This is a genomic window from Acinetobacter wuhouensis (genome assembly GCF_001696605.3).
GTDB classification, from domain to species: Bacteria; Pseudomonadota; Gammaproteobacteria; order Pseudomonadales; family Moraxellaceae; genus Acinetobacter; species Acinetobacter wuhouensis.
In genome coordinates this window covers 1,718,432-1,737,970 of record NZ_CP031716.1, presented here as the reverse complement: position 1 = coordinate 1,737,970, position 19,539 = coordinate 1,718,432, and the positions used below count along the sequence as shown (strand labels likewise).

General features: G+C 38.6%; 19 protein-coding genes. 9 read left to right on the top strand and 10 right to left on the bottom strand.

Translation table 11 applies throughout. The features are described from left to right. Nucleotides 1–77 precede the first annotated feature (77 nt). The 4 genes from BEN71_RS08830 to BEN71_RS08815 form a co-directional block, all read right to left on the bottom strand. Nucleotides 78–293 carry a hypothetical protein gene (locus tag BEN71_RS08830; protein WP_068974547.1) on the bottom strand — a complete coding sequence of 72 codons (216 nt, stop codon included), beginning with the start codon at nucleotides 291–293 and terminating at the stop codon, nucleotides 78–80. 22 nt (nucleotides 294–315) lie between these two features. Further along, nucleotides 316–1,566 carry an MFS transporter gene (locus BEN71_RS08825; RefSeq protein ID WP_117276782.1) on the bottom strand — a complete coding sequence of 417 codons (1,251 nt, stop codon included), beginning with the start codon at nucleotides 1,564–1,566 and terminating at the stop codon, nucleotides 316–318. Between the two features lie 91 nt (nucleotides 1,567–1,657). After that, nucleotides 1,658–2,122, bottom strand: a complete 465-nt coding sequence (locus BEN71_RS08820) for a nucleoside deaminase (RefSeq protein WP_068974545.1) — start codon at nucleotides 2,120–2,122, stop codon at nucleotides 1,658–1,660. Nucleotides 2,123–2,140: 18 nt separating this feature from the next. Beyond that, nucleotides 2,141–2,809: an ankyrin repeat domain-containing protein gene (locus tag BEN71_RS08815; RefSeq protein ID WP_068974544.1), complete on the bottom strand. Its 669-nt coding sequence runs from the start codon at nucleotides 2,807–2,809 to the stop codon at nucleotides 2,141–2,143. A gap of 186 nt (nucleotides 2,810–2,995) precedes the next feature. On the opposite strand from BEN71_RS08815, the gene BEN71_RS08810 reads away from it, so the two are divergent. Beyond that, nucleotides 2,996–3,859, top strand: a complete 864-nt coding sequence (locus BEN71_RS08810; RefSeq protein ID WP_068974543.1) for a LysR family transcriptional regulator — start codon at nucleotides 2,996–2,998, stop codon at nucleotides 3,857–3,859. A 38-nt stretch (nucleotides 3,860–3,897) separates the two neighbouring features. Here the strand turns inward: BEN71_RS08810 and BEN71_RS08805 are convergent, their stop codons facing one another. From BEN71_RS08805 to BEN71_RS08780, 6 genes are all read right to left on the bottom strand, one after another. Further along, complete coding sequence (locus tag BEN71_RS08805) at nucleotides 3,898–4,113, bottom strand: hypothetical protein (RefSeq protein ID WP_068974542.1); 216 nt, start codon at nucleotides 4,111–4,113, stop codon at nucleotides 3,898–3,900. Continuing rightward, complete coding sequence (locus BEN71_RS08800; RefSeq protein WP_068974541.1) at nucleotides 4,106–6,223, bottom strand: hypothetical protein; 2,118 nt, start codon at nucleotides 6,221–6,223, stop codon at nucleotides 4,106–4,108. The genes BEN71_RS08805 and BEN71_RS08800 overlap by 8 nt, the downstream gene beginning before the upstream one ends. Before the next feature lie 47 nt (nucleotides 6,224–6,270). Further along, the gene (locus BEN71_RS08795) at nucleotides 6,271–8,910 is read right to left on the bottom strand and encodes a bifunctional aconitate hydratase 2/2-methylisocitrate dehydratase (protein ID WP_068974540.1); all 2,640 of its coding nucleotides are present in this window, start codon (nucleotides 8,908–8,910) and stop codon (nucleotides 6,271–6,273) included. 308 nt (nucleotides 8,911–9,218) lie between these two features. Continuing rightward, on the bottom strand, nucleotides 9,219–9,488 hold the full coding sequence (locus BEN71_RS08790) for a hypothetical protein (protein WP_068974539.1): 270 nt from the start codon (nucleotides 9,486–9,488) through the stop codon (nucleotides 9,219–9,221). 130 nt (nucleotides 9,489–9,618) lie between these two features. After that, nucleotides 9,619–9,993: a hypothetical protein gene (locus BEN71_RS08785; RefSeq protein WP_068974538.1), complete on the bottom strand. Its 375-nt coding sequence runs from the start codon at nucleotides 9,991–9,993 to the stop codon at nucleotides 9,619–9,621. Nucleotides 9,994–10,088: 95 nt separating this feature from the next. Further along, on the bottom strand, nucleotides 10,089–10,853 hold the full coding sequence (locus BEN71_RS08780) for a glutathione S-transferase family protein (protein ID WP_068974537.1): 765 nt from the start codon (nucleotides 10,851–10,853) through the stop codon (nucleotides 10,089–10,091). 410 nt (nucleotides 10,854–11,263) lie between these two features. On the opposite strand from BEN71_RS08780, the gene BEN71_RS08775 reads away from it, so the two are divergent. The 8 genes from BEN71_RS08775 (at nucleotide 11,264) to BEN71_RS08740 (ending at nucleotide 19,527) form a co-directional block, all read left to right on the top strand. Then, nucleotides 11,264–12,469, top strand: coding sequence for an SfnB family sulfur acquisition oxidoreductase (locus tag BEN71_RS08775; RefSeq protein ID WP_068974536.1), 1,206 nt, complete (start codon nucleotides 11,264–11,266; stop codon nucleotides 12,467–12,469). Nucleotides 12,470–12,503: 34 nt separating this feature from the next. Beyond that, entirely contained in the window at nucleotides 12,504–13,751 is a 1,248-nt protein-coding gene (locus BEN71_RS08770; RefSeq protein WP_068974535.1) for an SfnB family sulfur acquisition oxidoreductase, read from the top strand. Continuing rightward, a complete protein-coding gene (locus BEN71_RS08765; protein WP_068974534.1) occupies nucleotides 13,751–15,196 on the top strand; it encodes an LLM class flavin-dependent oxidoreductase in 1,446 nt (481 codons plus the stop codon). Before BEN71_RS08770 ends, BEN71_RS08765 begins: the two co-directional genes overlap by 1 nt. Nucleotides 15,197–15,237: 41 nt before the next feature. Next, nucleotides 15,238–16,104, top strand: a complete 867-nt coding sequence (locus tag BEN71_RS08760; RefSeq protein ID WP_068974533.1) for a MetQ/NlpA family ABC transporter substrate-binding protein — start codon at nucleotides 15,238–15,240, stop codon at nucleotides 16,102–16,104. 10 nt (nucleotides 16,105–16,114) lie between these two features. Beyond that, nucleotides 16,115–16,951: a MetQ/NlpA family ABC transporter substrate-binding protein gene (locus tag BEN71_RS08755; protein ID WP_068974532.1), complete on the top strand. Its 837-nt coding sequence runs from the start codon at nucleotides 16,115–16,117 to the stop codon at nucleotides 16,949–16,951. 11 nt (nucleotides 16,952–16,962) lie between these two features. After that, on the top strand, nucleotides 16,963–18,033 hold the full coding sequence (locus BEN71_RS08750) for a methionine ABC transporter ATP-binding protein (RefSeq protein ID WP_068974531.1): 1,071 nt from the start codon (nucleotides 16,963–16,965) through the stop codon (nucleotides 18,031–18,033). Beyond that, a complete protein-coding gene (locus BEN71_RS08745) occupies nucleotides 18,014–18,673 on the top strand; it encodes a methionine ABC transporter permease (protein WP_068974530.1) in 660 nt (219 codons plus the stop codon). Before BEN71_RS08750 ends, BEN71_RS08745 begins: the two co-directional genes overlap by 20 nt. A 143-nt stretch (nucleotides 18,674–18,816) precedes the next feature. Further along, nucleotides 18,817–19,527 (top strand): haloacid dehalogenase type II, encoded by a 711-nt coding sequence (locus BEN71_RS08740; protein ID WP_068974529.1) that lies wholly within the window; start codon nucleotides 18,817–18,819, stop codon nucleotides 19,525–19,527. The last annotated feature ends 12 nt before the right edge of the window (nucleotides 19,528–19,539 follow it).

Below are 19,539 nucleotides of genomic sequence, written 5' to 3'. Positions count from 1 at the left end.
CTAGCCCCTGAAATATGGGGCTTTTTAATGGCTAAAATTTGCTTTTACAATTCAATATTTCGCTTTAACAAGAACAATTATTCGATGTCAAAAACCCATTTTTTAGCGTCTAAATCACTGGTTGTTTCACAGACATAGTAATCATGATCCCAAGCATCTTGATTGAAAATTTCTTTTTTGAAATAAGTGATTTGTTTGCCATTTTCAATACAGACAAAGCTATCGCCTTGATCTTTGACTTGTGTTCCGTTGAGGAAGCCCCCTATACAGAGGAATCGGGATTGTGAAGGCATGTAGAAGCTCAACTATCAGCACTTAGTTTAAGCGTATTACTTTATCATAATGTTGCGGATTCAACCTGATCATCAATACACCCACTACAATCACCATAGAGAAATGCCAAATCCAACCCATCACATACGTACCCGTTAAACTATGGAAAACTGCCAGCAACCAAGGTGCCATCGCAGCCAGAATAAAACCACCACCTTGCATTAAAGCAGATAATTGACCTGCATGTGTAGGATCAGGCAAATGATCTAAAACCACCACCATCAACAATGCAAAGCAACCACCTAAACCCGCGCCTAATGTCACTGCCCATAAATACGGCATCCATTCAGGTCGCAATGCCAAACCAGCAAAACCAGCAAAACCAGCAAAACCAGCAAAACCAGCAAAACCAGCAAAACCAGCAAAACCAGCAAAACCAGCAAAACCAGCCAATTGTAAAACCAAAGTCAAAGCAAGCCAGCTACGACGGTCTTTATCATGACGAGATAAATAAGGTAAAAGTAATGCTGCCGCAGCTTGACTTAAAGTAAGCACTGCCATTAAATGCCCACTGGCCGTAGTGCTCCAACCCAAATCCTGAAATGCAGGTGCGAGCCATGCCACAATTGAAGAATATCCCCCATTGATTAAACCAAAACAACTGATCAATAACCATGTTCGTGGCTGTTTGAGCAAAATCCTAACCTTAGGCATAGCTTTGGTTGCTGTTGAATTTGGTTGAATAAAGCCATAGGCAAAAAACAAAGCAATCATTGCAGGGATGATGAAAATTGCCAATCCCATTTTCCAGTCACCACGACTTTCAGCAACAGCAGGTGCAAGCAAAGCACCCAATGCCCCTCCACCCATGAGCATGGCGGAATATAATCCCATCATCGGGCTTAAGTGCTGAATAAATTCTCGTTTGATTAAACTCGGAAAGATTGCCTGAATCACGGCAACACCAAATCCGATGATAGCCGCAGTTAAAATTAATACCGCACCATTAGGCACAACAAAACGTAAAGCACAGCCTAAAGCAATCAGTATCAATGCACTGAGAATCGCTTTTCGTTCACCCAATAAATTTTGTATGGCGGGTGCAATAAATGCGATGATTCCCATCAGCAACATCGGCACTAAAGTTAGTAAAGCAACACCTTGTAAACTTAATCCTGTACTGTGGCGAATTTGATGTATTACAGGACCGATACTGGTCATAAATGGGCGCAGATTTAAGCCGACCAAAGCCACTGTGATGACTAACATGCTGCGATGATTGAGGAATTTCATAGTTCTACATTTATTTCAGTTGATTGCATTTAGGTTCTGCTACGATGATTATTGAACCTTTATATCGTTCAGCTTTTATCCAGCTTAAATTTCATTGCGTAGATGCTTTCCAAAATGCATATAAATCTGGCTTATGCTCAATCCGTACAGGAATATATTGAATATTCATACTTTGTTCAGCAAAAGGCTTGGCAAGATCTGCATAAATCCCCGCAGTAGACAAACCAAATGCTTCTCCATCTTCATTGGAATGTGCATAGTAAACTGCTTCCACGCCTGCCATACGCATCGCAGCCATACACATTGGACATGGCTGACCACTGGCGAAAACCGAACAACCTGCTAAATTGGCAGTACCCAACTGCTGACTTGCTGCACGGACAGCCAAAAGTTCAGCATGTGCTGTAGGATCATTTGTAGTTATAATCTGATTGACACCTGTTGCAATCACATTGTCATCTTTGACCAAGACTGCCCCAAATGGACGTCCACCGACTTCACAGTTTTGATAAGCCAATTCAATCGCTTGCTTAAGAAAATTTTCTATATTTTTCACAGTTACACTCCACTTAAACTATTTTGCACCTGCATTCAACAATGCTTTTTCAATAGCAGAATAATGACGTGCTTGCGCATGTTGTAATGCAGTCACTCCCTCACGATCAGGAATATTCACATCTGCCCCTGCTTGAATTAGCAGATTGATAATATCTAAATACTTTTGGCTACCGTCCCCCAAAACCACCGCTTCCATTAAGGCAGTCCAACCAAGATTATTGATATGGTTCACATCCACGCCCGCCTGAATTAAAGTGCGTACCGTTTCCACATGCCCACGTTCAGCTGCCGGAATCAGTGCCGTACCGCCATAACGATTGGTACTTTTCAAGTCTGCGCCATGTTGCAAGGTCATTTTTAAAATTTCCAAATGACCTCGCGCGCCTGCATAGAGATAAGGACTATCCTGAATAAGATCTTTAGCATTCACATCTGCTCCTGCTTCAATCAATGCTTTTGCCACATCAACATTATTTTCATGTGTAGCAACCAATAATGCGGTTGCGCCTGATAAATCACGTGCGTCAATCGGTGCTTTTTCTGACAATAATTGTGAAATTTTTGCAACATTATTCGTTTCTGCTGCTTGATGTAAAGTTTCTGTTTGCATTGAAGCTCCTGAAGTTGCATGACCACATGCGCTCACTGCAACAGCACATAGCGTGATTATCCATGATTTATACATTGCATCATCTTCCTTATAAACAGCACTCAGCGCGCATCAAAATATTTGAATTTCAGTGAATATGACTCAGGATAGCCAAATAAATGACTATTTAGAAATTAAATTATTTAATCAAATGCATTAAGATATTAAATAGTATCTGATGCACATTTGCCTGTTTATCTTTTTATAGAATGGTGGCTTTTCATGTTTGATCCACGTCTTCTTCGCGCTTTTGTCAGCATTGTCGATGCAGGCAGTTTTACTTTGGCTGCTGAACGCCTGCACATAACCCAATCTACGATCAGTCAACAACTGGCGCGTCTTGAAGATGTTGTTGGAAAACCGTTAATTGATCGTCAATCTCGTCCCTTACAACTGACCGCATCAGGTGAACAGCTTATTCGTTATGCACGACGAATTTTGGCTCTACAGCAAGAAGCTCAACAAATTTTAGATGATCCTACAGGTACGATTCCTATTCGTATTGGTTTGCCTGAGGATATTATGAATAGTGAAATGGCGCTGATCTTAGCGAGTTTTACTGAAGTCAATCCGAATGTGCATCTTGAAGTTACATCAGGGCTAAGTCGTGAGTTAATGGAGAATTATCGTAATGGTCAGTTTGATATTGTGATTGTTAAGGAATCTGCTGCCAGTGCAGATTATCGTGCGACATTTCCAGAGCCTTTGGCATGGTTTGAAAGTATTGATCATGGCGAAAACTGGCAAAATCCCCTTGCCCTTGTGGCTTTTCCTCAAGGTGGATTGTATCGGGATGAGATGTTTGAGTTTTTGGAACGTGAACAGCAAAACTGGTACATTGCTTTTACTGGTAATAGTATCTCCAATATATTAGTTAGTGTTGAAGCAGGTTTAGGTTTATCTCTTTTACCTATTGCAACAACAAAGAATTATCGTGTCCGTCAATATACACAGTTTGGTTCTGTTAATCCCATCTCAATCTCGATTTATGCATGGGATCGTAACGGTTTGATTGACTCATTGGTTGAGCGTATGACGACTGTTTTACAACAAAGATTTAATGAGTTTAATTGCTTAAATCTATAAACATCACCTTATAAATAATGAAAAAGACAAGCATTTGCTCATCTTTCTCTTTCTAGCTTTATGTCATAAACCCAATTTATAACATCTGAATTACTGATTGTTTCACAGATATAAGAATCTTGGTTGAATATTGCTTTTTTGAAATACGTCACATGTTTGCCGTTTTTGATACAGACAAAACTGTCGCCTTGGTCTTTGACTTGAGTTCCGTTGAGGAAGCCTCCTATACAGAGGAAGCGGGATTGTTTAGACATTCAATTTGCTCAACATCCGATTCATAAAACCATCATAATTACCAATTTGATGTGTCCAAAATTTATCATTCTCAATATCATCAATAAACTTAAGTGGATCAATATTATTTACAACTCCCTCTTCATCCAATAAACCATCTACAATCGAATCCATAAAATCAACTTTTCCATTTAAGGATATAATTATTTCATCCATAGATATTTTAAGATGATTACCTAAATACTGATGATCAAATTCTAAAGTTGTATCTATAATCCAAGAGTGAATTTTTACGTCGTCTACATTTTCAAAATATTGATTTAAAAATTCATTTCTGACGTAGGCTACTTTTTTTGATAGTTGATAAGCTGCCTTATTTAAAGTGAAGTTTCTATATTCGTAAATTTCTTGAATACTGCTTTTAATGTATGTCGATTTAACCTCTGCCACAATCACATTGTTATCGTATAGCGCTATAAGATCAATCTCACCAACCTCTCTATCTTGAGGCTGATATTGGCAAAACACTTGAAATCCAGCATTTTTAAATTTATCAGCCAGATTTAATTCAATATTATCAGTTTCACTTCTAAGCTCTGAACGATTTTTATGAAGTTTACGAATATAGTTAATCATCATTGTGTTCACATTTTGAAATGCTGTTAACCAAGGAAATTGAAAAATAAAATCATCAATTTTATAGAATGGCTTTTGTTGAAAGGTAGAAATATCATTCTCATGATATAAATCACAACTCCAAAAAGTTAAGATTTGAGCCATTTTCTTTTTTTTGACAGTATTTGAACTTCCTTTTACCCAAGAAGACATTCTTTTAATTTTATCTTCACGTTTCGCAAATGTGAAAGGCATTCTGTTTTCACCTATCGCAAAACCATGCATAGTCATCTGTGCTAATGCATGCAAATTACTTTTTGCATTAGGTGAAAAACACATAAATTTTTCTATATGATCTTTTAAATAATGAGCTTGTGACAAAGTCATGGTGATCATTGTTTCATAAGCATCGAGCTTTTGATTATTAATACTGAATTGTGAGACCCCATAAACTTTAGATAACTGCTCTTGTATACCAAACGCTTTTGATAGTGCAACTGCATTAGCCTCTAAATTATCACCCGTATTTATAATGCTGTATATTGCATCAGAATTTAGTAATTTTTCAGCACCAACACTAAACCAATAGTTTATTAATAACGCATTTTTCTCTGACCAATTATCCTTATTCTCTTCTGTATTTGTATAAATCAGTTCTGAATTGTTTAGCTTGTAATTTACCTGCTTATCAAAACAAAACGACTCTAGTACATTTCTTTTATAATTAATAATCTCAATTTTAATAGCCACAAGTTTTTTATAAAGTTCATATTGCTCTTGAAGCAGTAAGGTCATACCCTCATCAATCAAAAAAGGCATTAATTTATTTTTTAAAGCTAAAGCGATTGATTGTTCAGTTAATCTTCTAGTATTTTTTTTAGATGTTTTAACAATCTCATCAAAAGCTTTCCAAACTGTTTCCGCTGAATTTTTTTCGATTATGTCAAACTGATAAGGTAAATAATCAAAATAATCTTGATTAGGTATCAAATACTCATAAGCATATAAACTGCCAAAAACCATAGCAGTGACTTGACCTATATTAAGCTTATTTTTTATATCTTCATAAATTTCTAGTCGATGCTTATATTGTGATTGTAAATATTGTACTGTCTGAAAAAAAGCATGTAGTATTTCATTTTCTATTTCTTGTTCAATTTCATTTAGAACACACCACGAATTATGATCTGATCGAAGGATTAACCCAGAATAACGCACCGATAAAATAAAACTTTGAATATTTCGTTTTAAATAATTTATACAAATATTTTTATCAGTAATGCCAAACCGTATATATTGGCTTAATGCGAGAATATAATTTTCATGCCTTACATTATCTTCTGTAAGTAAGTTTATAAAATTTGATTGCCAAAACATATCAAATTTATTTTTATAATTTTCAAATTTTGGCTGTGAACTTTTATATAAAAGCTCTTCTACAATTTTTTCTTTTGCTACCACAGAATCAAACTCAAATACGAGAGATTCAAATTTTTTTTCATAATAATTTTGCATAAAAATAAGGGCTGAATAATCAGCCCTTATTTTAACTACTTAATCAATTAAGACAATTGAGCAGCAGCAATTTTCTTAGTATCAACTTCTTTAGAAGCGTCAGTATACGTTTCCATTTTGTCGAAGCTTAAGTATTGATAGATGTCAGCAGACATGCTGTCAATTTGAGCTGCATACTGTTGATATTCTTCTGGAGTTGGTAATTTACCAAGTACAGCAGCAACAGAAGCAAGTTCAGCAGAAGCTAAGTAAACGTTCGCACCTTGACCTAAACGGTTCGGGAAGTTACGAGTAGAAGTCGACACACAAGTCGTGTTCGGAGCTACACGTGCTTGGTTACCCATACATAATGAACAACCTGGCATTTCAGTACGCGCGCCAGCTTTACCATAAATGTTATAGAAACCTTCTTCCATCAATTGACGCTCGTCCATACGAGTTGGTGGAGCCAACCATAAACGAGTAGACAATGAACCACCAGGTACTTTATCAAGTAATTTACCAGCAGCACGGAAGTGACCGATGTTAGTCATACAAGAACCAACGAATACTTCGTCAATTTTCACGCCTTGAACGTCAGATAACAATTTCGCATCATCTGGATCGTTTGGACAGCAAAGAACTGGCTCAGTGATTGTCGCAAGGTCGATTTCATACACTTTAGTGTATTCAGCATCTGCATCAGCTTTAAGAAGTGATGGATTCGCCAACCATTTTTCCATGTTCTCAACACGACGAGCCATAGTACGCGCATCGCCATAACCTTCAGAAATCATCCATTTCAACATAGTAATGTTTGATTTAAGGTATTCAGCAACTTTCTCTTCAGAAAGAGTGATAGAACAACCAGCAGCAGAACGTTCAGCAGAAGCATCAGAAAGTTCGAATGCTTGCTCAACAGTTAAGTCAGTTTCCATTTCTGTTAAGTCGATCTCAAGGATACGACCAGAGAAGATGTTTTTCTTACCTTTCTTCTCTACAGTTAAGTCACCTTGTTGGATCGCAACATAAGGGATTGCATGTACAAGGTCACGTAAAGTGATACCAGGTTGCATTTTACCCTTGAACTTAACAAGAATAGATTCAGGCATATCAAGTGGCATAACACCAGTTGCAGCAGCGAACGCTACAAGACCAGAACCTGCTGGGAATGAAATACCGATTGGGAAACGAGTATGTGAGTCACCACCAGTACCAACTGTATCTGGAAGAAGCATACGGTTTAACCAAGAGTGGATAATACCGTCACCTGGACGTAGTGATACACCACCACGGTTCATGATGAAATCAGGAAGCGAGTGTTGCATTTGAACGTCAACTGGTTTTGGATACGCAGCTGTATGACAGAAAGATTGCATAACTAAGTCAGCAGAGAAGCCTAAGCAAGCTAAGTCTTTCAATTCGTCACGAGTCATCGGACCAGTTGTATCTTGCGAACCAACAGTCGTCATTTTAGGTTCACAGTAAGTACCTGGAAGTACACCTTGACCTTCAGGAAGACCACAAGCGCGACCAACCATTTTTTGAGCTTGAGTGAAGCCTTTACCAGTTGCAGCAGGTTGAACTGGTGCACGGAATAAAGTAGAAGCAGGAAGACCTAAAGCTTCACGCGCTTTAGTTGTCAAACCACGACCAACGATCAAGTTGATACGACCACCAGCACGAACTTCGTCTAGAAGAACTGGAGTTTTAAGTTCAGCTTCAGCAATCACAGCACCATCTTTAGATGCAGTTACTTTTGCAGCAGCGTGATCAATTTTAAGAACGATTTCGTCGCCCATGTTCATGTTTTGAACGTCGATTTCAACTGGTAATGCACCAGCATCTTCCATAGTGTTGAAGAAAATCGGCGCAATTTTAGAACCTAAGCAGTAACCACCGTCTTTTTTGTTCGGAATATGCGGAATGTCATCACCGAAGAACCAAAGAACAGAGTTAGTTGCTGATTTACGGCTTGAACCTGTACCAACAACGTCACCAACGTAAGCAACTTGATTGCCTTTCGCAACAAGATCTTTAATTTGGTTAAGTGGACCAACTTCACCAGGAACTTCTGGGTTGATACCGTCACGTACGTTTTTCAACATTGCATTTGCATGTAATGGAATATCTGGACGGCTCCAAGCGTCTTGTGCAGGTGACAAGTCGTCTGTGTTTGTTTCGCCAGTTACTTTGAAAACTGTAAGTTTGATTTCTTCTGGAACATCTTTACGGCTAGTGAACCATTCAGCATCAGCCCAAGATTGCATCACTGCTTGTGCATTTGCATTGCCCGCTTTTGCTTTGTCAGCAACGTCATGGAACGCATCAAATACAAGAAGAGTTTTCTTAAGTGCTTCAGCAGCAAGTTCAGCAAGCGCAGCATCATCAAGAAGAGCAACTAAAGGCGCTACGTTATAACCACCAAGCATAGTACCTAGTAAGTAAACCGCGCGTTCTTTAGAAACTAATGGAGAAGTCGCTTCACCTTTTGCAACAGCTGTTAAAAATGCAGCTTTTACATAAGCAGCTTGGTCAACACCTGCTGGAACACGATTTTCAAGCAAGTCAACTAAGAATGCTTCTTCGCCAGCTGGTGGATTTTTTAATAATTCAACTAGTTCAGCAGTTTGAGCATCATCAAGTGGCTTCGGTGGGACTCCGAGTGCGGCACGTTCTGCAACGTGTTGGCGGTAAGCTTCTAGCACGGTGTTATTCCTCTTTTTTAAAAAATTGCTTATGAATTCCAGCTTGTCAAAAGCTTCACGAGCAATATGGACTGTCAAATTTTACTAAAAATCATGTCAAAAGTTAATGCAATGAACGTATTAATTCGTGATGACCATTATTTTGTAAATAAATAGTTAAGCACTTCTTATACGGAAAACTTGAAATTTGATCATTCAACAATCATTTCAGAGATTACTGACATTCGCATTACTTTTAACGACATTTTATAGACATAAAAATGGCAACCTAAATGTTGCCATAGTATTGTGACTAAAAGTATTACACCTTAGTGGACTGTTGTACTGTTTACGTACTTTTGAAATTCAGTACGACAACCTTCAAATTTCATTTGTACTTCGTCCTCATGCAACATCATGTGATCTGCACTGGCAAAGGATATTTTGACTAAATAGAGTTTGGCTTGTTCATCAATCATTTCTTGGAAAAAAACTTTATCACCAAGACTCAGTACATAATGGCTCCCACTAATGACAGCCACACCTTGTTCATCTTCTACGAGCAAATCCGCATTGTGTAAATATGCAACAACTTCCATGATCAGTCCTCGCGAGTTTTTATTTTCTATTTCTATATTTTATATATGCTTTTCTTTTTTTATGCTAATCATATTTTGTGACTAAATTTGACCTATTTCCATAAATGACTGATATAAAAAAACCGTTCACTTAGAACGGTTTGTAATCTGGCATTTTTTTCGGATCATGTGGTGTTTTTAAACACTGTTCATAGGCTTCTTGTTTGAACTTGGTTTGTACCGCAGTTTGATCAGTTTTCAATTCTGCATCTGGTAATGCATAAATTTTTTCAAGATATTCAAGTACAAAACCTTTCGTTGTTGGATCTGTTACTTTATTAGCATAGTCTAACGCTTCTTTATGCGTTATACCGTTTTGACGATCTAAAGTGATCGAACGCGCTGCATTGCCAATACTGGTACAGTAACCTTGCCAAATCTCTTCAGGCGTTGCAGGTTTTTTTTCAGCACAACCTACCATCAATAAAACAGTGCTTAAAGCACCTAACATCACGAACTTTTGCATTCAAAAAATCTCCAATCACGCCCTATGATACTGAATTTTTCAAAAAATTGGAGACTTATATTGAGAATCTATCTCGATTACACCTGTAATTCTATTTAAATCCCGCGCCAATCCACACGTGCATGACGTTCAGTTGCATAAATTCGTTTGATATATTGTCCCAAAGGAAGTTCCAGTAAATGCTGGCAAAACGCTGTGAATTCAACTGACTTATGCTCTGTCTGTTCTCTTTCCCATGGCGTTGAATCAAGCGTCAGTAAAGGTGCAAGCATAGAACATACCGCAATATCAGCCAATCCTAAACGATCTCCAACCATATAACGACATCCATTTTCAACTAAAACTTGATTCAGGCTTTCAATCGTCATATCGAGGCTATATTTAGACTGTTCCACACGCTCATCATCGAGCTGATAGCGTTTTGACATCAAACTTTTTAGAATTGGTTTGGAAAACTTCTCAAACTGACGTAAATAACCTTTTTCACCGATAATAATTTCAAGTGATTCATCACCTTCAGCCAGTGCATGTGCCAAGCCCCAACGACGTACATGAATCCCCAGTTCATTACAAATCCCATCTATTTCTAAGATCTTTTCACGTAGCGTCGCATCGCCACGAATCAAACGATGTTCTGGATAGACATCATCTAAATACAGTGCAATTTGGGTTGTTCCAGCTACATATTTTTCGCCATCTTTTAAAATCGGTAATTTATTTTGCCCAGTTTTTAGTTGAGCAAAAGCGCGATGTACACCTGGCGTAACATTTTGCGCAATAAAATCCAATTCCTTATGATCCAGCAACCAACGTGCTTTTTCGCAATAATGAGAGAGTGGGAATTGGTACAACGTGCGCATGAAATCTCCAAATTTATTCTTCTAATTAAAAACTTAAGGTGATCTAAAATAGATAGATGAATCCTGACTAATCTTCTGTACTTTAGACACTCATCCGCAGAATTACAATGAACATTTTGCTCAAATGCCCTGTCATTCAGCCCAATATTTAAACTGTTGTTTAAAGCGGACTTATCACTGTTTTTGCCAAGAATATGCATTTTCACTATAAAAACTTGACTGCAACCTTATATAAAAACAGTGAATATTCAACAAATTTATTATAGATCAATAAGTTAATTTATCATCAATAATCATAAATTTAGCTTGAATGATGCTTAATATTATTCATGCAGTTTATCGCAGAAAACTTCATTTACTTTTCTATCAAATATTGCTTAGCGTTTTGGTATTGATCTACAGGTGCCAACATGTCTACTTTAAATTCAACAGCCAATATTTTTATTATTGAAAATGATCAACAAGCAATTAATGCAGCCTATCAAGTTGCTGACTTTGCATTGGTAGAACGAAATATTCGTGATCAACAACGTATTCTCCCTGTTGATGTGATTGATGATTTCAGTCACAAAGGCTTGGGAGGAATTCGCATCGCCAAAAAATATGGGGGTGCGGAAGTTTCCAATAAAACTTTGGTTCAGGTTTTTCGTATCTTATCCAAAGCAGATGCAAGTGTCGGGCAAATTCCACAAAATCAGTTTGGCTTATTGAATGCGATTGAACAAATTGCCACTGAACCACAAAAACAGTTTATTTATGGCGAAATACTCAAAGGAAAACGTTTAGCCAATGGTGGTCCTGAACGTCATAGCAAAGATACAACTGCGATCACAACACGATTAGACAAAATTGAAGATCAATATCTTTTAAATGGCGAAAAATTCTATTCTACGGGTTCTTATTTTGCAGATTACTTAGCCATTCGTGCCTTACATCCTGAGGGCTATACGGTTTTAACCATTATTGATGCCAAGGCAAAAGGTGTTGAAATTTTGAATGATTGGGATGGCTTTGGGCAACGTACCACAGCGAGTGGCACAGTTCGCTTAAATAATGTGGTGGTTCATCCTGACTTAATCATGAAAGAACATGTGCTCGCAGATTTATCTAAATATCGTGGTGCATATTCACAACTGATCCAAGTGGCGATTGATGTTGGAATCGCAGAAGCAGCCTTTGCCGAAACAATTTCTACGATTCATAAAGCACGCCCTATTGTCGATGCCAATGTCGAGAAAGCCAGTTTTGAAGCCTACACCCTACAGGAAGTCGGCAAACTGAATATTTTGCTTGATGCTTCTATTTTACTGTTGGATGAAGCGGCTGAATATCTTGATCAACTTGATTCTCAAGAGATTGTTACACCTGAAGAAGCCAGTAAAGCTTCGATCATTGTGGCTGAAGCCAAAGTCTATGCCAATGATGCTGCCCTGCATATTTCTGAAAAGCTGATTGAACTTGGTGGTAGCCGTTCAAGTTTGGAGACACACAATCTCGATCAACATTGGCGCAATGCCCGCGTGCATACCCTACATGACCCTGTGCGTTGGAAATTTTATGCCATTGGTAATTTTTACCTCAATGGTGTGCAAAACCAACGCCATGCTTGGATTTAACACACAGTAAAAATCATTCATCAGGGGAATTAAGATGACCACTTTTCAAAATATTTATAAGTCTGAACACACTGAAACCGTTGCAAATCTAGGCTTTGGCAAAGCACATATAATCAAAACTGATGCAGAGGCTTTAGAGATTGCCGAAGCCTTAAGTGTGCAATTTAAAGAACGTGCGATTCAACGAGATGCTGAACGTCTTTTGCCTTTTGAGGAAATTGAAGCCTTTAGCCAATCAGGTTTATGGGCAATTACAGTACCAAAGCAATATGGTGGTGCGGAAGTTTCCAGTCTGACTGTGGCGAAAATCATTGCACTTTTGAGTGGTGTAGATGGTTCAATCGGACAAATTCCGCAGAACCATTTTTATGCTTTGGAAGTACTGCGCAATAATGGCACAGAAACGCAAAAGCAAAAGTTCTATGCCGAAGTACTCGCAGGTGCGCGTTATGGCAATGCATTGGCAGAGTTTAAGACCAAAACCGCAGCGCAAAAACATACCCAAATTGCGCAAGCTCAAAATCAGCATGGCTTTGTGGTGAATGGTGAAAAATTCTATTGCACAGGCAGCTTATTTGCACATCGTATTCCAACGCTTGTCCGTGATGCAGAGGATCGTGAATACCTTGCTTTTATTTCAGCCGATGCTCAAGGCGTTCAACGTATCAATGATTGGACAGGTTTTGGACAAAAAACGACAGGTAGCGGTACGGTTAAATTCAATCAAGTTTTTGTTGAAGCAGAAGATGTAGTGCGTTTTGATCGCGCATTTTCCGAACCCACCTTGGTCGGTCCTTTTGCGCAAATCATGCATGCTGCAATTGAAACAGGCATCGCCCGAGCTGCATTTGAAGAAACCATTCAAAGTGTGAAAAAGGCACGGGCTTGGGTCGATGCCAAAGTAGAAAGTGCAGATCAAGATCCATTAACCATTTATGAATTGGGTCGTGTAGCAGCTGATGTTCGAGCAAGTGAAGTACTCCTCAAACAAGCGGCTCAATCGATTGATCTAGCAAAGCCTCATCCAACTGCTGAGAATATTGCCAAAGCTTCAATCGATGTCGCAAAGGTTCGTGCGCACAGTACAGAAACAGCGCTCAAAGCATCATCGAAATTAATTGAACTTGCAGGAAGTCGAGGCAGTCAGCGTGTGGATGGCTTAGATCGTCATTGGCGCAATGCTCGTGTACATACCTTGCATGATGCATCTCGTTGGAAATATTACTTTATTGGAAATTATGTGCTGAACAATATTCTTCCACCACGCAGAGGGACATTGTAATGACAAATACATCTCAAAAATCAACGCAAAAAAAGCAAATTCTACTCAATGCTTTTGATATGAACAGCGTGGGTCATATCAATCATGGTTTGTGGACGCATCCTCGTGATGAATCACATCGTTTCAATGAGCTCAGTTATTGGACTGATCTTGCAAAAACCTTGGAAGCAGGATTGTTCGATGGTTTATTTATTGCCGATATTACAGGGGTCTATGATGTATATCAGAATGGTATAGATTTGACACTGAAAGAATCTATTCAATTGCCAAGCCATGATCCATCGACATTGGTTTCAGCGATGGCGAGTGTGACTCAAAACTTAGGTTTTGGAATTACAGTCAATCTAAGTTATGAAACGCCTTATCAATTTGCACGGCGCTTTGCGAGTTTAGATCATCTCACCCAAGGCCGTATCGGTTGGAACATTGTCACAGGGTATTTGGACAGTGCCGAGCGTTTAATTGGTCAAAAGGGTTTAAAAGACCATGATCTGCGCTATGAACAAGCCGAAGAGTTCTTAGAGCTTTGCTATAAATATTGGGAAGGTTCTTGGGAAAATGATGCGATTCGTAAAGATAAAGTAAATCGAATTTTCACTGATCCTCATAAAGTCCATCAGATTCAACATCAAGGTCGTTTCTATCAAAGTGAGGGGGTATTCCAAGTTTCACCCTCGCCACAACGCACGCCTGTACTGTTTCAAGCAGGTGCATCACCTCGTGGTTTGGCCTTCTCTACCCGACATGCCGAATGTGTGTTTATTGGCGGTGACCAACCTGAAAAGCTCAAACAGCAGGTTAATAAAATTCGTGAATTGGCTGTGCAACAAGGTCGCAACCCTGAGGACATTAAAATCTTTGTCGGTATTACAGTCGTCACCGCTGAAACGGATGTATTGGCACAGCAAAAACTTGAAGAATATGCAAGTTATGCAAGCCCTGAAGCAGGTTTGGCGCATTTCTCAAGTTCAGTGGGGATTAATCTCGCGCAATATGCAGATGATGAAGCGATTCCTTATCGTCAAACCAATAGCATTGCATCGGTGAATAATAAGTTTAAAGAAAACAAAATCACGCCAAATGATTTAAAAGCACAGCACAAACTTGGCGGACGTTATCCACTGATCATCGGGAGTGGTCAAACCATTGCTGAAAAACTGATTCAACTGATTGATGAAACAGGGATTGATGGTTTTAACCTGACGCGCACAGTAGCACCTGAATCACATCATGACTTTATTCAATATGTGATTCCAGAACTCCAACAACGGGGACGATTTAAGACTCAATATGCGCAAGGCTCTTTACGCCAAAAAATCTTTCAACATGGCGATCATCTTACAGCGCTACACCCTGCTTCACATTTTCGATGTCAAAACTCAAAAGATAACTCGAACACATTAAATAGCACAGATGCAATACCTAAGCAAAAGCAAAGTGCTTAAAACGACTTCATTTTAAATATTCACTATATTCGGGGCAACTTATGACTCAAACAAATACAACAGCCAAATCACAACAATCCAAAAACAAGTTTATTGTACTTGGTGTGATTATTATCGCGGTCATCGCAGGATTAATTTATTGGAATCAGCATAAAAAAGCAGGTTCAGAAGAGATTACCCTGGGGATTAGTCCACCATTTGCAAAACCTTTACAAGTTGCGGTTGATGAAGCAAAGCAAAAAGGGATTCATATAAAACTCGTCGAATTTTCAGATTGGAATACACCCAATATCACGCTGAATCATGGTGATATTGATGCCAACTATTTTCAACATCAGCCATTTTTAAGCAATGCCACCAAAGAAACAGGCTTTAAGCTCAAACCGATTGCCACAGGTGTTGCAACCCATGTTGGGCTTTATTCTAAAAAATATAATTCCTTAGATGCTGTGCCTGAAAATGCTCGTGTGGTGATTCCCAATGATCCTGTGAATCAAGGACGTGCTTTATTGCTATTACAACAAGCCAAACTCATTACGCTCAAAGATCCTGAAAATCATTTGTCGAATTTGCAAGACATTACAGAAAATCCAAAGCATTTTAATTTCATCGAAGTTGAAGGACCGCAGACTGCACGTGCAGTTGATGATGCCGATTTGGTATTTAGCTATCCACTCTATTTACGTTTAGCAAAAACAATTGATCCAAATAAAGCTTTGTTATTGGATGACAATACCAATACCCGTTATGCCATTTTATTTGTGGTGAAAGACGATTATGAGCAAACCCATCCTAAGAAAGCAGAACAGTTAAAAGAATTTATTAAAATTTATCAAACATCTGACAAAGTGAAACAAGCTTTAAATGATGATGTCGGTGAAAACCTATGGTTTGCAGGTTGGAAATAAGGAATAAATCATGTCTCAAGTTTCCAAACTCAAAAGCAAAAATCTGATCATTGGGCTTATCGTTATTCTTGTCGTAGTTGGGCTATTCAGCTATCGCTATGTCAAAAATCAACAGCAAGATAATGTCTTGACCATAGGCATCAGCCCACCTTATGCAGAGCTTTTACAAGCGGTTGCCAATGAAGTTGAAAAAGATGGTATTCACGTCAAATTGGTAGAATTTTCGGATTGGCAAGCACCGAATGTTGCAGTACAAAACCGTGACATTGATGCGAATTTTTTCCAACAAAGTGTATTTCTTAAAAATGCCATTAAACAGACCAATTACGATTTACACGCTTTTGGTACAGGCAGTGGTAGTCATGTCGGTTTATATTCAAAACAATATAAATCCTTAGGCGCATTGCCACAAAATGCGCGTGTGGTTATTCCAAGTGATCCTGTAAATTCAGCACGTGCATTGATCTTATTGCACCGTGCGGGATTAATTCAAATCAAAGATGTCAATAATGAATTGTCTACCCTTCAAGATATTGTCGCCAATCCTAAGCAATTGAAATTTTTAGAAGTTGAAGGTCCACAAACTGCTTTAGCTTATGACGATGCTGATCTGATTTTTGGTTTCCCTCATTATCTAAATATGGCGAAAAAAGCAGATCCACACAGCGCATTGTTCTTAGATCCGATTGATAAAAAGTACGCGATTCTTTTTGTTACACGCAGTGATTATCAAGACCAAAATCAAAAATTAGCAAAATTTATCCATGCTTTCCAAAACTCACAACAAGTCCGTGAAATTTTAGACAAAGATTTCGGTAAAGACATGTGGTTTGCAGGCTGGAAATAAGGAGAATAAACATGGTTAGCTTCGGCTCACAGGTCGATTTTTCAGTCCCTCATATTAAAATTCGAGATCTCAATAAATATTATGATGGGCAAAATCAACAAACTCATGCACTGAAAAACATCAACCTCGATATCCCACAAGGCAAGATTTTCGGCATCATCGGTAAAAGTGGTGCAGGAAAATCATCACTGATTCGCACCTTAAATGGTTTGGAAAGTATTTCCGAGGGCAGTATTCATATTCATCAACAGAATTTAGCGGAATTGAGTCATGCTGAATTGATTCAAACGCGTCAAAAAATTGGCATGATTTTTCAGCATTTCAATCTCATGTCAGCCAAAACTGTTTGGGAAAATGTTGCACTGCCTTTAAAAATAGCGCATGTGAATAAAGCTGAAATCGAAACACGTGTGAATGAAGCGCTCACACTGGTCGGTTTGGACAGTAAAGCCAATAACTACCCTGCTCAATTGTCTGGCGGACAAAAACAACGTGTTGGGATTGCTCGCGCTTTGGTGCATCATCCTGAGATTTTACTTTGTGATGAAGCGACTTCTGCGCTTGACCCTGAAAGCACCTCAGTGGTGCTGTCTTTATTGAAAAAAATCAATCGAGAATTAGGGATTACCATTGTTTTAATTACCCATGAAATGCAAGTTATTCGTGAAATTTGCGATCAAGTCGTGGTGATTGAACATGGTGAAATTGTTGAATCGGGGCAAGTGTGGTCGGTATTTTCACAGCCACAGCAAAAAATCACGCAGGAATTATTGAACTTAGAACAATTGGATTTACCGTTTCAAGTGAATCGTGAACTGCACAATGATTCAACACATAGCATTGTCAAACTTCGTTATGAAACTGATCCGAAACATTCACCTGATTTAACTCAAGTCTTTCAGGCATTTGATCATTCTGTGCATTTATATCAAAGCCATATTGACAGCATTCAAGGGCATTTGATTGGAACACTCATTGTTGGGACTGCTCAAACAGATCTCGACATTCAACATCTACAAGAAAAACTAAAACATTACATTGCGCAAATTGAGGTACTCGGCTATGCAAGACCAACTCATTGATTTATTACTGACAGGTACGATTGATACTTTAATCATGGTTGGCGTGTCTGCCGTAGTTGCCTTTTTAATTGGTTTACCTTTGGCTGTTATATTGGTCAATACCTCTGAGCAAGGCATTTATCCCTCCAAAAAAATTAATCATGCACTTGGTACAGTAATTAACATCACGCGTTCTGTCCCTTTTTTGATTTTAATGGTTGCGCTGATTCCGCTTACACGTTGGATTGTCGGAACAAGTTATGGAGTTTGGGCAGCAGTCGTTCCACTGACTTTAGCTGCAACGCCTTTCTTTGCACGTATCGCAGAAGTCAGTCTACGGGAAGTTGATCAAGGTCTGATTGAAGCTGCTCAAGCGATGGGTTGTAATCGCAAACAAATCATTTGGCATGTCCTTCTGCCTGAAGCTTTACCTGGAATTGTTGCTGGTTTTACTGTCACCATCGTGACCATGATTAACTCTTCTGCGATTGCCGGTGCTATTGGTGCAGGTGGCTTGGGTGATATTGCCTATCGCTACGGATACCAACGTTTTGATATGCAAATCATGTTTGCAGTGATCGTGGTTTTGGTTGCACTCGTCATGCTCGTACAAGCTTTTGGAGATAGTTTAGCGAGTCAGTTGGATAAACGAAAAATATAGAATCCAAATTGCCTAACTCGAAAGTTGGGCAATTATTTTACGTTGAAATAGTGAACAGATTAAAAACAAATGCCTCTCACTATATGCAAATTGTTCAAAACAAATTATAAAAACCATGAATAATAAAAATTGGGTATTCCGCTATGCGTGATTTCAGTCAAATTAAAGTTCTGGCATTCGATATTTTCGGTACTGTTGTTGATTGGCATTCATCCATTGTTCAAGAAATTGAAATAATGAATTTGGCAATTGATGCAAATCAATTTGCACTGGACTGGCGTGTTGGCTACCGTCCCGCTATGGATAAGGTACTTGCAGGTGAATTACCTTGGACTTCGATTGATGATTTACATCGCATGATTTTGGATAGCCTATTGATTCAATATAAAATCGATCGTTTGAGTGAAGCGCAAATCATCCATTTAAATCATGTATGGCATAGATTGGTTCCATGGCAAGATTCGGTCAAAGCTCTAGAACAACTCAAAGAAAAATATATTATTTGTACGCTTTCTAATGGAAATATTCGTCTTTTGGTTGATATGGCTAGACATGCCAAGTTACCTTGGGATTATATTTTTTCAGCAGAAAACTTTAGAGCCTACAAACCTTCACCAAAGACATATTTAGGTGTGGCTGAATTGCTTAATATCAGACCTGAACAAGTCATGATGGTTGCAGCACATCATTCCGACTTGGAAGCAGCACGTGAATGTGGCTTGCATACCGCTTATATTAAAAGACCATTAGAATTTGGTTCATCCAGAATTAAAGACGTTTCGCCGTGTGTTGATAATGATTTACATGCAACTGATCTATTAGATCTGGTGAGACTTTTAGATAACTCATTTTAATCTTAAGTCTAA

What these genes read in the sequence shown, in the direction of transcription:
- BEN71_RS08770 (WP_068974535.1), top strand. Translation starts at nt 12,504, where the DNA reads ATGACCACTTTTCAAAATATTTATAAGTCTGAACACACTGAAACCGTT.
- BEN71_RS08775 (WP_068974536.1), top strand. Translation starts at nt 11,264, where the DNA reads ATGTCTACTTTAAATTCAACAGCCAATATTTTTATTATTGAAAATGAT.
- BEN71_RS08780 (WP_068974537.1), bottom strand. Translation starts at nt 10,853, where the DNA reads ATGCGCACGTTGTACCAATTCCCACTCTCTCATTATTGCGAAAAAGCA.
- BEN71_RS08805 (WP_068974542.1), bottom strand. Translation starts at nt 4,113, where the DNA reads ATGTCTAAACAATCCCGCTTCCTCTGTATAGGAGGCTTCCTCAACGGA.
- BEN71_RS08790 (WP_068974539.1), bottom strand. Translation starts at nt 9,488, where the DNA reads ATGGAAGTTGTTGCATATTTACACAATGCGGATTTGCTCGTAGAAGAT.
- BEN71_RS08810 (WP_068974543.1), top strand. Translation starts at nt 2,996, where the DNA reads ATGTTTGATCCACGTCTTCTTCGCGCTTTTGTCAGCATTGTCGATGCA.
- BEN71_RS08830 (WP_068974547.1), bottom strand. Translation starts at nt 293, where the DNA reads ATGCCTTCACAATCCCGATTCCTCTGTATAGGGGGCTTCCTCAACGGA.
- BEN71_RS08815 (WP_068974544.1), bottom strand. Translation starts at nt 2,809, where the DNA reads ATGTATAAATCATGGATAATCACGCTATGTGCTGTTGCAGTGAGCGCA.
- BEN71_RS08755 (WP_068974532.1), top strand. Translation starts at nt 16,115, where the DNA reads ATGTCTCAAGTTTCCAAACTCAAAAGCAAAAATCTGATCATTGGGCTT.
- BEN71_RS08745 (WP_068974530.1), top strand. Translation starts at nt 18,014, where the DNA reads ATGCAAGACCAACTCATTGATTTATTACTGACAGGTACGATTGATACT.
- BEN71_RS08800 (WP_068974541.1), bottom strand. Translation starts at nt 6,223, where the DNA reads ATGCAAAATTATTATGAAAAAAAATTTGAATCTCTCGTATTTGAGTTT.
- BEN71_RS08785 (WP_068974538.1), bottom strand. Translation starts at nt 9,993, where the DNA reads ATGCAAAAGTTCGTGATGTTAGGTGCTTTAAGCACTGTTTTATTGATG.
- BEN71_RS08825 (WP_117276782.1), bottom strand. Translation starts at nt 1,566, where the DNA reads ATGAAATTCCTCAATCATCGCAGCATGTTAGTCATCACAGTGGCTTTG.
- BEN71_RS08765 (WP_068974534.1), top strand. Translation starts at nt 13,751, where the DNA reads ATGACAAATACATCTCAAAAATCAACGCAAAAAAAGCAAATTCTACTC.
- BEN71_RS08750 (WP_068974531.1), top strand. Translation starts at nt 16,963, where the DNA reads ATGGTTAGCTTCGGCTCACAGGTCGATTTTTCAGTCCCTCATATTAAA.
- BEN71_RS08760 (WP_068974533.1), top strand. Translation starts at nt 15,238, where the DNA reads ATGACTCAAACAAATACAACAGCCAAATCACAACAATCCAAAAACAAG.
- BEN71_RS08740 (WP_068974529.1), top strand. Translation starts at nt 18,817, where the DNA reads ATGCGTGATTTCAGTCAAATTAAAGTTCTGGCATTCGATATTTTCGGT.